This is a genomic window from Proteiniphilum sp. (genome assembly GCF_040307845.1).
GTDB lineage: Bacteria > Bacteroidota > Bacteroidia > Bacteroidales > Dysgonomonadaceae > Proteiniphilum.
This window is the reverse complement of sequence record NZ_JAWRIS010000036.1, coordinates 94524-108309: the sequence shown is the minus strand read 5'-3', so window position 1 is coordinate 108309 and position 13786 is coordinate 94524. Positions and strand designations below refer to the sequence as shown.

General features: G+C 45.2%; 12 protein-coding genes. 6 read left to right on the top strand and 6 right to left on the bottom strand.

Annotated elements, in window-relative coordinates; all coding sequences use genetic code 11:
- Window positions 1-166: 166 nt before the first annotated feature.
- The 5 genes from gyrA to pyrF all read left to right on the top strand — a co-directional run bounded on the left by gyrA (window position 167) and on the right by pyrF (window position 7595).
- Window positions 167-2710, top strand: coding sequence for a DNA gyrase subunit A (gyrA, locus tag ABV001_RS08795; RefSeq protein ID WP_352422453.1), 2544 nt, complete (start codon window positions 167-169; stop codon window positions 2708-2710).
- Window positions 2711-2878: 168 nt separating this feature from the next.
- The gene (locus ABV001_RS08790; RefSeq protein ID WP_352422452.1) at window positions 2879-4156 is read left to right on the top strand and encodes a tetratricopeptide repeat protein; all 1278 of its coding nucleotides are present in this window, start codon (window positions 2879-2881) and stop codon (window positions 4154-4156) included.
- A 314-nt stretch (window positions 4157-4470) separates the two neighbouring features.
- Window positions 4471-5646: an AIR synthase related protein gene (locus ABV001_RS08785; RefSeq protein ID WP_352422451.1), complete on the top strand. Its 1176-nt coding sequence runs from the start codon at window positions 4471-4473 to the stop codon at window positions 5644-5646.
- 9 nt (window positions 5647-5655) lie between these two features.
- The gene (prfA, locus tag ABV001_RS08780; protein WP_352422450.1) at window positions 5656-6741 is read left to right on the top strand and encodes a peptide chain release factor 1; all 1086 of its coding nucleotides are present in this window, start codon (window positions 5656-5658) and stop codon (window positions 6739-6741) included.
- A 29-nt stretch (window positions 6742-6770) separates the two neighbouring features.
- A complete protein-coding gene (gene pyrF, locus ABV001_RS08775) occupies window positions 6771-7595 on the top strand; it encodes an orotidine-5'-phosphate decarboxylase (RefSeq protein ID WP_352422449.1) in 825 nt (274 codons plus the stop codon).
- 4 nt (window positions 7596-7599) lie between these two features.
- On the opposite strand, the gene ABV001_RS08770 is transcribed toward pyrF, so the two are convergent.
- The 5 genes from ABV001_RS08770 to ABV001_RS08750 all read right to left on the bottom strand — a co-directional run bounded on the left by ABV001_RS08770 (window position 7600) and on the right by ABV001_RS08750 (window position 11637).
- Window positions 7600-8187, bottom strand: coding sequence for a CDP-alcohol phosphatidyltransferase family protein (locus ABV001_RS08770; RefSeq protein ID WP_352422448.1), 588 nt, complete (start codon window positions 8185-8187; stop codon window positions 7600-7602).
- 90 nt (window positions 8188-8277) lie between these two features.
- Entirely contained in the window at window positions 8278-9381 is a 1104-nt protein-coding gene (locus ABV001_RS08765; protein ID WP_352422447.1) for an SDR family oxidoreductase, read from the bottom strand.
- 41 nt (window positions 9382-9422) lie between these two features.
- Window positions 9423-10097 carry a hypothetical protein gene (locus ABV001_RS08760; RefSeq protein WP_352422446.1) on the bottom strand — a complete coding sequence of 225 codons (675 nt, stop codon included), beginning with the start codon at window positions 10095-10097 and terminating at the stop codon, window positions 9423-9425.
- 10 nt (window positions 10098-10107) lie between these two features.
- Window positions 10108-10836 carry a phosphatidate cytidylyltransferase gene (locus ABV001_RS08755; protein WP_352422445.1) on the bottom strand — a complete coding sequence of 243 codons (729 nt, stop codon included), beginning with the start codon at window positions 10834-10836 and terminating at the stop codon, window positions 10108-10110.
- Window positions 10837-10848: 12 nt separating this feature from the next.
- Window positions 10849-11637 (bottom strand): sulfite exporter TauE/SafE family protein, encoded by a 789-nt coding sequence (locus ABV001_RS08750; protein ID WP_352422444.1) that lies wholly within the window; start codon window positions 11635-11637, stop codon window positions 10849-10851.
- A gap of 429 nt (window positions 11638-12066) precedes the next feature.
- Here ABV001_RS08750 and ABV001_RS08745 point away from each other — a divergent pair, with 429 nt between their 5' ends.
- Window positions 12067-13290, top strand: a complete 1224-nt coding sequence (locus ABV001_RS08745; RefSeq protein WP_352422443.1) for an HD domain-containing protein — start codon at window positions 12067-12069, stop codon at window positions 13288-13290.
- 20 nt (window positions 13291-13310) lie between these two features.
- Here the strand turns inward: ABV001_RS08745 and ABV001_RS08740 are convergent, their stop codons facing one another.
- Complete coding sequence (locus ABV001_RS08740; protein WP_352422442.1) at window positions 13311-13781, bottom strand: YbaN family protein; 471 nt, start codon at window positions 13779-13781, stop codon at window positions 13311-13313.
- Between the last annotated feature and the right edge of the window lie 5 nt (window positions 13782-13786).

Sequence of the window (13786 nt, the reverse complement as noted above, 5' to 3'; positions counted from 1 at the left end):
TCTATAAAAATTTGAAACAGGAAGTAATAAACTTCCTGTTTTTTTTGTTAAATCGGGAAAAAAGTTGTACCTTAGTCTGTCCAAATATTGATAAAATTAAAACAGTTATTACTCTATTAATAAGCTACATAAGAATATTAATTGAAGAGAAAAATCACTTTGAAATATGATTGATCAGGAAGACAGAATCATCAAGATTAATATCGAAGATGAAATGAAGTCGTCGTACATCGATTATTCGATGTCGGTTATAGTTTCCCGGGCCCTGCCTGACGTGCGTGACGGCTTTAAGCCGGTACACCGCCGTATCCTGTATGGTATGTCGGAATTGGGTAATACCGCTGATAAACCCCATAAGAAATCAGCAAGAATTGTCGGTGAGGTACTGGGTAAATACCATCCTCACGGCGACTCTTCCGTATATAATGCCATGGTGCGCCTCGCCCAGCACTGGAGCATGCGTTACACGCTGGTAGACGGACAGGGTAACATGGGTAGCGTGGATGGTGACAGCCCCGCTGCCATGAGGTATACCGAAGCACGGTTAAACAAACTGGCGGAAGAGATGCTCAGGGATATCGATAAGGAAACGGTTGATTTTCAATTGAACTTCGATGACACACTACAGGAGCCCTCGGTGCTGCCCACCCGTATCCCCAACCTGCTTATCAACGGTTCAGCGGGGATTGCCGTGGGGATGGCTACCAATATAGCTCCGCACAACCTCACCGAATGTATCAATGGTACCATTGCCTATATTGATGACCCGGATATCGATACCCAGGGGCTGATGCAGTACATCAAAGCACCCGATTTTCCCACCGGAGGTTATATTTATGGCTACAAAGGTGTGGAAGAGGCGTTTGAGACGGGCCGGGGACGTATTGTAATACGTGGCAAGGCGGAGATTGAGACGGGTAAGACCCATGATAAGATCATTATCTCTGAAATCCCTTACCTGGTGAATAAAGCCGACCTGATTAAGCATATCGCCGATCTGGTCTCAGAGAAAAGGATCGACGGCATTTCTAATGTCAATGATGAGTCGGACAGGGACGGCATGCGTATTGTGGTGGATATCAAGCGTGACGGCAATGCCAACGTGGTGTTGAATAAGTTGTATAAGCTTACGGCACTGCAATCGTCATTCAGCGTGAACAGTATCGCACTGGTGAAAGGGCGGCCGGAATTATTGTCGCTCAAACGAATGATTAAGCTCTTTGTGGAGCACCGCATCGATGTGGTGATCCGGCGTACAAAATATGAACTCCGCAAGGCCGAAGAGCGCGCCCATATCCTGGAAGGACTGATCATTGCTTCGGATAACATCGACGAAGTGATTGCCATTATCCGCAGTTCATCTACCCCACAGGAGGCTATACAGCGGCTGATGGAGCGCTTTTCACTCACCGAGATACAGTCGCGTGCTATCGTCGAGATGCGATTGAGGCAACTTACCGGACTGGAACAGGATAAGTTGCATGCCGAATATGAGGAGATACAGAAACTGATTGCTTACCTCAATGAAATTCTGACCAATGAAGAACTTCGTATGAAAGTAATCAAGGATGAGCTGATTGAAATCCGGGATAAATATGGTGACGAACGTCGCTCCGAGATCATCTTCGCTTCGGAAGAGATGAACCCCGAAGATTTTTATGCGGACGAAGAGATGGTCATCACCATCTCCCACATGGGATATATCAAACGTACGCCTCTGGCCGATTTTCATACCCAGAACCGGGGTGGAGTAGGGGTCAGGGGAACCGATACCCGGGAAGAGGACTTCGTGGAATATATCTATCCTGCCACAACGCATAATTATATGCTTTTCTTCACTCAGAAAGGAAAATGTTACTGGTTGCGTGTGTTTGAGATCCCGGAAGGAACAAAAAATTCGAAAGGAAGAGCCATCCAGAATTTGCTGAATATCGATTCGGATGACGCAGTCAACGCATTCGTAAGGGTAGAGACCTTGCAGGATAAGGAATATATCAATTCTCACAACCTGCTTTTCTGTACCCAGCAAGGGGTGGTGAAGAAAACGCCGCTCGAAGCCTATTCAAGGCCAAGGCAGAACGGTGTGAATGCCATTACCATCCGTGAAGACGACAGGGTAATATCGGTACGTTTAACCGACGGTAACCAGCATGTAATTATGGCAAACCGCAACGGACGCGCTATCCGATTTGCCGAGGCAGATGTCCGCCCGATGGGACGTACTGCTACCGGAGTAAGAGGTATGACATTGGATGAAGACGGTCAGGATTGTGTAGTCGGTATGATCTGTATGAAACCGGATTCGGAAGATACCATCCTGGTGGTTTCTGAACAGGGATTCGGTAAAAGGACAAAACTGAATGATGAGGACGGTGAACCGGTATACCGGATTACACGGCGGGGTGGTAAAGGTGTGAAGACCTTGAATGTGACAGAGAAGACCGGTAAGCTGGTAGCTATCAAAAGTGTAACGGATGACAATGATTTAATGATAATTAACAAATCTGGCGTTACAATTCGTGTGAAAATTTCCGACCTTCGTGTCATGGGGCGTGCCACCCAGGGTGTCCGTCTCATCAATCTGGAAAAAAGGAACGACCAGATTGCCGCTGTGTGTAAGGTAAATTCCCAGGAAGAAGAGATAGAAGAAGTGGAAAATATTTCCGGGGAAGCTGAAGAACCTGAAGACACAAACACCGGTATAGATTGATCGTTTATAATAAACATATATGTATAGACTTATAAAGTTCTTTATTTAATTAAACTTTTTGAATTATTTTAGTCAATACATAGTGACAAACAATTTTCAAATGGAGATAATCCGAAACCGAAAGGTTCCAAATCACATAAAAAGTTTAATCTCAAAAATATGACAAAAATGAAAAGAATCCTATTCTTAACAATGGTTGCCATTCTCTCCGCGGGAACTGTTTTCGCACAGAAATCGGCACTTAAAGATGCTAAGAGGGCATTGGGGCGTGAGGATCTGAAAGAAGCGCGCACATTGATCCAGCAGGCATCCACCAATCCTGAGACTGCCACCGACCCTGAAACCTGGAAGGTAATGGGTGATATTGGCAATAAGGCTTTCGACAATGAAAGGACCAAGGCAATGCTGGGTCAGAGTGCCAATGACAAAGTGATGTATGACGGACTGATGGAGTCTTATCAACCTTATCTCAAAGCTGATTCGCTGGGTGAACTTCCGGACGACAAGGGTAAGACAAAGAATAAGTTCCGCAAAGATATAAGTGGTGTCTTGCGTGCCAACCATCCGTTTTATATTAACGGTGGAGTCTACTACAACGAACAGAACGATTATGCCAGGGCTACGGATTTCTTCGAAGTGTACTGGAATATACCTGCATTGCCGATGTTCGAAGGTCAGAAAGATGCATTCTTACTGGACAGCACCTATCAGACTATCAAATATTACGCCATCATCTCTGCCATCTCTGCCGATCAGAACGAGAGAGCCGTATCCTTGCTTCAACGTGCTTCAAAAGAGCCGTTTATAGAAAATAGCGCCTATAAAGAAAGCGATATATATGAATTGCTGGCAAGCCAATATGAAAGAGTAGGAGACTCGGTTAAATTTATAGAGACCCTCAATCTGGGGGCACAAAAGTTCCCTGAGAGCAAATATTTTGTTCCCAATCTTATCAATGTATTTATTCGTAATGGACAGACCGACAAAGCTGTGGAGTATCTGGACCAGGCTATTGCCAACGATCCGGCAAATGCCTGCGACCTGAACAGTGTGAAGGGAGCCCTTCTGGCCGAAAAGGGTGATTATGCCGGTGCTGAAGCTGAGTACCAGAAAGCACTTACGCAGGATCCGAATTGTGAGAGAGCTTTGGAAAACCTTGCCAGGAATTATATTATCCAGGCGCAGGATTTGAAAGAGACAACCGCTACATTGTCCAACAGGCAACAACAGGTGGAAAACGATAAAAAAACAGTCGAACTCTATCAGCAATCACTTCCTTTATTGGAAAAACTGGAACAAGTTACAAAAGCAAGGGACGGTGTTACCAAGCAAGAAATCAATAGTGTGCTTTTGCTGCTGAGAAATGCATACTATAACTTAAGTGTATTGGGTGTTGATAAGTCAGCGCAATTAAAAGTGGTTGAAGACCAACTGGATCTTGAATAAATTCAGGTAAGAGTCAATAAAACCAGGAAAAAGAAAGAAAAGAAGAAAGAAGGGAGAAGCCCCAAAAGGGTTTTCTTCCTTCTTTTTTTTCTGTTGCAATATTTAAAGAAAGTGGAAAAATTAAAGGTGGAAAGGTTGAATAGGGAATAATGAATTTATTCCGCTTTTACAATTAAACATAATAGTAATTATAGGAAAAATAACTCTATTTTGGGATTAGCCGCGTTGGTATATTAGCACATTCATATATTGGTACAAATATATTGGCATATTTTTATTACTTTTGCACTCATATAATCCTCATAAATAATTTCATGACTGATAATCAACGATATATACGACGTGGAGTTTCGGCATCCAAAGAAGATGTACATAACGCCATCAGATGGGTAGATAAAGGTATATTTCCGAAAGCTTTCTGTAAGATTGTCCCTGATTACTTAGGAAACAATCCGGAATACTGCAATATCATGCATGCCGATGGTGCCGGCACCAAATCGTCGCTGGCCTATATCTACTGGCGTGAGACCGGTGATATTTCCGTATGGAAAGGCATCGCACAGGACGCGCTGATCATGAATATAGATGATCTTCTCTGTGTGGGTGCTACCGATAATATCCTGGTCTCTTCCACCATTGGCAGGAACAAGAATCTGATCCCCGGGGAAGTGATATCGGCTATCATCAACGGTACCAATGAGTTGTGCGAAGAACTCTCAGAGCTGGGTGTGCATATCTATCCTACCGGCGGTGAAACGGCCGATGTGGGTGATCTGGTACGCACGATTATCGTGGACAGTACGGTCACCTGCCGCATGAAACGTTCCGATGTCATCGATAACGCCCGTATCCAGGCCGGTGATGTGATCGTGGGACTTTCGTCCACGGGACAGGCCACCTACGAGAAAGAATACAATGGCGGTATGGGCAGCAACGGCCTTACTTCGGCGCGCCACGATGTGTTTGCCAATTACCTGGCACAGAAATATCCCGAAAGCTATGATGCCTCCATCCCTTCCGACCTGGTCTATTCCGGCCGGATGAAATTGACGCAGGAAATTGATAATCTGGGGATTGACGCCGGAAAACTGGTACTCTCCCCCACCCGTACGTATGCGCCAATTATATCATTAATAATCAATGAATTAAGGTGGAGAATTCACGGGATGGTTCACTGCTCGGGCGGTGCTCAGACCAAGATACTCCATTTTCTGGGAGAGAAACTTAAAGTGGTGAAGAACAATCTCTTTCCCATCCCTCCCCTCTTCGATCTGATCCAAAAACAATCCGGTACGGCATGGGATGAAATGTATAAGGTATTTAATATGGGGCATCGTATGGAAATATATTTGTCTCCTGCAGATGCGCAACGGGTAATAGATATCTCCCGTTCATTCAATGTGGATGCGCAAATTGTGGGGTACGTCGAAAAATCGGATGTCCGGGAATTAGTGATCGAAAGCGAATTTGGACAATTCCGTTACATATAAAGAGTGTGTATGTCAGAAAACTCATTACTCGATAAATTAGCACATCTGGTGACCCGCTTCGAAGAGGTGGGCACATTGATTACCGACCCCGCAGTGATCTCGGATATGGAGCGTTACGTGAAGTTGAACAAGGAATACAGTGACCTCCAAAAAATTGTGGAAGTGCGCAATGAATATAAGGCCGCGTTGGAAAGCGTGACGGAAGCGAAGAATATACTTGCCAATGAATCGGATGCCGATTTAAAGCAGCTTGCCAATGAGGAACTGGCTGCCAATTCCGAAAAACTTCCCCAACTGGAAGAGAAAATCAAATTATTACTCATCCCGGCCGATCCCGAAGATGCCAAGAACGTGGTGATGGAGATCCGTGGGGGTACCGGTGGCGACGAAGCGGCCATCTTCGCGGGGGACCTTTACAAGATGTACCTCAAATATTGTGAGAGCAAAGGATGGGCTACAGAACTGGTCAGTTTTACCGAAGGTACTTCCGGTGGTTATAAAGAAATTATTTTCACGGTGAGTGGAACCGATGTCTATGGCACATTGAAGTACGAGTCGGGCGTGCACCGCGTGCAACGGGTACCGCAGACGGAAACCCAGGGACGTGTACATACATCGGCTGCTACGGTCGCCGTGTTGCCCGAAGCGGAAGAGTTCGATGTAGAGCTGAATCCGGCCGATATCGATTTCCATACTGCCCGTTCGAGCGGCGCGGGGGGACAGAATGTGAACAAGGTGGAGACCAAGGTACAACTCACCCACAGACCGTCGGGTATCGTGGTGGTTTGCCAGCAGGCGCGTTCTCAGCTTAAGAACAGGGAACTCGCCATGCAGATGCTGCGCACCAGACTCTATGACATAGAACTCTCCAAGCGGCAGGGGGATGTTGCCTCACGGCGGAAGACGATGGTATCTACAGGCGACCGCTCGGCCAAGATCCGCACTTACAATTATCCCCAGGGGCGGATCACCGACCACCGCATCAACTATACCATTTATAACCTGTCCGCATTTATGGAGGGCGACATACAGGGTGTCATCGACCAGTTGATGGTGAGTGAGAATGCCGAAAGAATGAAAGAGGCGGAGATGTAAATTGATATATCACACTAAGAAACGATCATATGACCAAGCAACAGCTATTTACACAAATACAGAAAAAACAATCTTTCCTTTGCGTAGGACTGGATACAGATATAAAAAAAATTCCGGGACATCTGCTGGATGCGGAAGACCCCATCTATGAATTCAACAAAGCTATTATTGATGCCACAGCATCCTGCTGTGTAGCTTACAAACCCAACCTTGCTTTCTATGAAAGCGAAGGGGTGAAAGGCTGGATGGCTTTCGAAAAGACCGTCGCCTATATCAGCCAGCGCTACCCGGACCAGTTTATTATTGCTGATGCCAAGCGCGGTGATATCGGCAACACCAGTGAGATGTACGCCCGTACCTTTTTTGATGAGGTAAAAGTCAATGCGGTGACGGTGGCTCCCTATATGGGAGAGGACAGCGTGAAGCCTTTCCTGATTTATCCGGAACGCTGGGTGATCCTGCTCGCACTCACCAGTAACAAGGGATCGAACGATTTCCAGTTGACGGAAGACCGTACCGGAGAACGCCTGTTCGAGAAAGTATTGCGTGTATCGCAGCAATGGGCTACCGATGAACAGATGATGTATGTGGTAGGTGCTACCCAGGGGAAACTGTTTGAAGATGTGCGGAAGATCATACCCGGCCACTTCCTGTTGGTGCCGGGTATAGGAGCGCAGGGCGGTTCGCTGGAAGAGGTGTGCCGTTACGGAATGAACAAAAGCTGCGGCTTGCTGGTAAACTCTTCGCGGGGAATTATCTATGCCGATAGCAGCGAAGACTTTGCTTATACCGCCGGACAAGAGGCCAGAAAGTTGCAGCAGAAAATGCGGGAGATGCTGGAAAAATACCTGTAGAGAGTTACTTTTCGCTCTTTATCAGCCAGTAAAGCCCTTTTACTCCGCTCCTTATATCATCGAGCCGCAAAAGTATGAGTATCTTTTCAGTATAGGCAAGAATTCCCCAAATGAGCACCAGATAATAAAACCAGGGATAAAATCCGAAAACGAATAACACGAAAAAGAAAGTTCCCTGAAGATACCCTGCCGAGACAGCCGAGTAGAGATGAAGTCCGGGGATTTTTCCGAAACGGATAAATGAGACCAGGTAACTGACAATAAAAATAAAGAGAAACAGGTATAATATCCAGGCATGCGGTGCTATGTCCTCCCACTTGAACAGGAAAATTCCCAGGAATGCCATGAAATAGGTACAGACATCCGCCAGATTGTCGAGTGCTGCCCCAAATTTGGTTTGTAACTTATAGTAACGTGCGATGTTACCGTCCAGGATATCACTTATAAGGCTGATACACAGGAAAATGGTGTACCATTTCTCCTGCCCGGTCAGCGCAAAATAAAGGATAAGCGGAAACGCCAGCAGGCGATACAGGCTCAGCGCATTCGGTACATTCAGTATATTTTCTCCTTTCCACAACAATTTTTTCATACGGTTATTCTAATTTTTTTCTATTTTTTTTACATTATTTTTTAACACCTAACCACCTAACCACCTAACCACCTAATCACTTAACCACTTTTATCCTACCACAGAAGCATAGGCACCGTTCTTTGATAAGCTTCCTATAAAGTATTCCAGCATCCGGAACACCGCTGTTTCGTCCGGATAGGATACGGCGGAGAGGCTGTCGAGGTTGGTCGTGTCAAATGCGAGATTGTGCTGGGCATAAGCACCGGTAAAGGACATTCCGATGGACATGATGCGTTCATAGACATCCATGTCGGCCGGGTCTACGGTGTTGTCCGGAATAAGCCGGATAGGCAGCAGCCGGTTCAGGCTTTCGATGATATAGCCGCTCCGGACAGCCTTTTTGGAAACCATATTCACGATTGTCGGCAATGCGGCGGTTTCGGTCATACAGACGAGATAATCTACCACCGTATTGATCGCGATCAGGTTTTGGGTTGCCTCCGGATCGATCTTGATACGTATGGTCTGGTTGGGATGCCGGTGCGACATGTTGTAAACCCGGCGGGCAAAATCGAAAATGCCGTAATCGGTTTTGGTCACCCCCGTGCGGCTATCCCCTACTACCTGCGACAACCGGATCACATGTCCCGGTAACTGATTCTCCCTGATATGCCTTTCGACTACATTCTCTGCAAATCTTTTCGACTGTTCGTAATAATTCCTGAATCCTGTTATATCTTCATTATTCTCATAAAATACTTCCCTAAAGTACCCGCCGTTCCTTCCGCAGGAATAGGCGGTGCTGATCATGAAAAAACGGGAACCGGGGAGTGCATGGCGACTGAACATGCCGATAGAATTTTCCAGACCGGTAATATTGGTCCTGAATATCTCCTTTTTCGATTTAGCGTCATATTTCAGACTGGCGGCAAAGTGAAAATAATCTGTCTCCGTGCTGAAAATCTCTTTCAGATGTTTGGGTGAAATAGCACAATCTTCCTCTACCAACGAATAGGGATATATTTTCAGGTTTTGGGAGGGACGGTAGCGACCGTCGGTAATTTCCATCAACACCTTGTTCATTCGCTCTTCAGGCGAACATTCGCCATTTTTCCTGATCAGGGCAATTACCTCATAATTCCTCTCTAACAACTCCAATATAAAATGGGACGCGACATAACCGTTCGCCCCATTTATAACTACTCTTTTCATTTTGGACATATATTTGTTTACTATTCTTATTGTGATCTTTTTTATAGAAAAAGGAGCAATACCAATAACACACCGAAAGGGATTGTAAGGTTATCGACTCCCCGCCATGAAACAAGTTCGGCAAGTGTGCCGGCTGTCGCCACCGCGAAGGCCAGCCAAAAAGTTTTCAGATCCAACACGGTCAGGTGAAGATACAGGGCAATAATACTGATCAGGAAACTTAAAATGAAAAATGCACCCGATCCTATCCATGTTTTCTGGATAGGTTTCCCGAATATTTTTATCTGACCGTTCATTTTTTTGATATTCATGCCCAGTATGGCCGCCAGCGGGTCACAGACCGCCAGGATCAACATGGGCAATATATAAAGGAATTTGTTTCCTGCAAGATCCGATACCAGGAAGGTGAGATAAATGGAAAGGGGTAACAGGTAACTGCCCCATGATTTCCGTTCAATGGAGTGAATGGAGCCTAAATGCCTGCTGTGCCACGTGGCAAACAAAAATAACGCGAAAACAAGGGCCAGCACGAGAACGTACCAATGGGAAGGAAAGATATAGGGAAAAGGCAGGGTCGCCAATGCCACGGAGAAATGGGCAAACTTGCGGGTGAACTCACCTTGCACACCCAACCTTCTATATATTAACTCATTGATAATGAGAAAAGTGGCTACGCCTATCAAATAAAAAAATGCTACTGCAACTATATTTACCATACTTTCTTATTTAAATATCTGCCAATTGACTGTATAACGCGACCCATGCGCCACCGGCGATCAGGCTGTCGAAACGGTCGAGAAAACCGCCATGTCCCGGTATCAGGTCATTGAAATTCTTCACTTCGTACTTTCTTTTATAATAAGAGGCTGCCACATCTCCAAGGAAAGCAAAAAGAATGATCCCTGCAGAGAGGAATAATAAACTCACGGGAGAAACCCCCAGCAGCTTACGCAATAGGAGTGCGCTGGCCAATGCCACACATGCGCCGCCTACCAGTCCACCCAAGGTTTTATTCGGACTGATATGCGGCAAGATTTTCTTTTTACCCCATAACTGGCCGGTTATCTGGCTAAAGGCGTCAAAGATGGAAAGGACGAGGAACGTGAACAATATCAAGTTTTTATTGAGTGTGGCAAAAAAGCAGAAGCCCAGTGCCAAAAGTATAAAAATTACTACCGATGTGGCAAAAAAACTCTTTCGGCTATACCCTGATATTTTGAACAAGCGAATCAGTTCTACCATACCCACGCCAGTGATTACCATAGCCAGATACCGGAAAACGACAGGCTCTATGGTGATGCTGAAAAACAAACCGTTCACAATGAAAAAGTAAACGATGAACTTGGTATAGCTTTTGCGGGCGACCAACGGATCTTTTTTACGGTTGATAAGATAAAAACCGATCCCTCCCAGAAGAAAATAAGTCAGTATAATCAGGTAAATATTCCAAATCATATTTTATTTGATTTATTTGATGATCATTAAAACCCCTATTGCAACCATTACCGCCGCATAGCCATATCTGATTTTATTTTCCGAACCGCCGACGTTGGCTTTCGACAGCAGCATCGGGCCGAGAATTGCTCCCAGTGCCGATCCGGCGGTAAGAAAATATACCAGTGTCAGGTCGATTTGCCCGACCAGCGCATGGGCGCCCACCGCAAATACGGTATTGACCAGGACAACCAGAAGGGATGTGCCGATCACCCTCTTCAACGGGATATCCATGGAAAACAGGCCGGCCAGGACAGGCGCTGTTCCGCTGGCGCCAAAGACGCCGGTAATCAATCCGGCCATCAGGCCGAAAAACGACCCTTTTATCGTTTTTGTCCATCCCCGCTGTTTTCGCGCTGTTTGATCTTTTTCCTTCCTTTTCCAGGTGTCATGAAGAATATTACCCGCGATAAGGACGGCATAGATCCCAAACGCGGCTTTTAGCCTTTCACTGCTGATCCAGCCGGCAATCGCGGCGCCGGAAAAAGTGCCGGCAATGCCCATTAGCAAGAAAACCGGTACAATATTAAAAGCGATGTTTCTACCCTTGACATGCCCCAACACCCCCACTATGCAAATGGGCAAAGTAGCCACCAGGGAGGTCGTTACGGCAATGGAAGCAGGCACATGCAGCAGGAGTGTCAGTACAGGCAGAAAAATAAAGCCTCCCCCTCCACCCAGCATTGTGCCAAACAAACCGACAATGAAGCCGATTGCCGGTAAAATATAGTAAATAGGTGTTATATCCGAATGAAAAAACATGACTATTCATTTTCCGTCATAAATCCGGGACAAATTGATTTTTTGAAATTCCATTGAATAAAGATTATGATACAAAACTGCAAAGTAATATTACAACGGAGTGAATTCGCAAAGGAGCTATACCCAAACAGCTATTTTGATTGCTGAAGCATAAAAAAACAATACCGAACGTTTTCGTTAAGCAACAAGAGCAGAAGACAAACTCGCTTGGATTATGGCATTGCGAGAAAACGACTAACTTTAGTGAACGTTTTCGTTGTTCAATTACATGTCATTTTGTAACATATCATTCTGATGGACAATTTTTTAAACGACTAAATATCAACCTTATATAATTATAATGAAAATTTATACAATAAAGATAGCAAAAAATTGGTTCTTAGATGTTATATTTGAGGAAAAACAGACAATAACAGAAGTAATATACATATGTCTCAGAAGCGGAAAATAATCAATGATCCGGTTTTCGGATTTATCAATATCCCGAATGATTTCATATATAAAATCATTCAACATCCTTTCGTGCAAAGGCTTAACCGTATCCGGCAACTGGGATTGGCCCCATTCGTATATCCCGGCGCGCAACATACCCGCTTCCTCCACTCCATCGGGGCAATGTTCCTGATGGATGAAGCACTCAGGACATTGAAAGAAAAAGGACATGATATATCGAGGGAGGAGACTGACGCGGCATTGGCTGCCATCCTGCTGCATGATATAGGCCATGGTCCTTTTTCGCATGTACTGGAACGTGCCCTGGTCACCAATGTGCATCATGAAACCATTTCGCTGCTGCTGATGGAGCAGATGAACAAGGAATGGCACGGGCGCTTGCAAATGGCTATCGATATTTTTAAGGATAGCTATCCCAAACGGTTTCTTCACCGGCTGGTGAGCGGACAATTGGACGTAGACCGGCTCGATTATTTACGACGGGACAGTTTTTTCACCGGTGTGGTGGAGGGTAATATCGGTTCTGCCCGTATTATTAAAATGCTCGATGTGAAAGACGATAAGCTGGTGATCGAATCCAAAGGGATTTATTCCATCGAGAACTTCCTGATGTCTAGACGGCTGATGTACTGGCAGGTCTACCTGCATAAAACGGCAGTGGCGGCGGAGAAGATGATGATCAACGTGCTCCGGCGTGCAAAGGAGTTGTCCATGAATGGCGAGACGCTGTTCGCCTCCCCTGCCCTCTCCTTTTTTTTGTCGCAAGAGACTACAAAAGCCGATTTTGAAAACAATGGAAAAGCATTGCTCCATTTTGTCAATCTGGACGATAATGATATCTGGTCTGCACTGAAAGTATGGAGTTCCCATCCCGACACGGTCCTGTCGGTATTAAGCGATGGCATGGTCAACCGGAAACTGTTTAAAATTGAGATTACTGAAGGAAAAAGCGGTGAAGAAAAGGTGTCAGCTTATATAACGTCGTACATGAAAAAATTCGGTATTACAGCTTATGAAGCAGCCTATTTCATCTCATCGGATATCCTGACGACAGATATGTATAGTGAAGAAGACGACAGTATCGATATAATCTATAAGAACGGTGAGGTAAAAGATATTTCCAAAGCCTCGGATATGCTTAATATAGAGTTGCTATCGAAAAAGATAAAAAAGTATTACTTCGCCTACCTGAGGAATTAACCACTTAGGCACTTAACCACTTAATCACTTTTCGCATTGGGTACAAAGAATACCACCACGATACAGCCGATAAATCCAAGGGCAAGGATCACCCATCTGATTGTGCCCGGACCCATTATCACGAATGAAGAAAACAGTACCATGATCGACATAAAAGCTATTACACCCAGTTTTCCTCTGCGGGTAATCCCTTTCCGACGTTGATAATTCCTGATACGGGGTCCTAATATTTTATTGTTCAACAGCCAGTTGTATAGTCTGGGTGAGCTTTTGGCATACAGGAAAGCCGATAACAGTGCCAGGGGAGTTACCGGAAGCCCCGGCAGCACAATCCCTAAAATAGCGAGTACGAGCGAGATAGTACCCCCAATGATGTACAGGGCACGTATGATTCTGTTTTTTTTGATCTCCAGTTTGACCTCTTTTTCAGATACGGCAATGGATAGATCTTGAGCAACAGGTTGATTATGTAGATTCGGATTTTGATCCATAGACA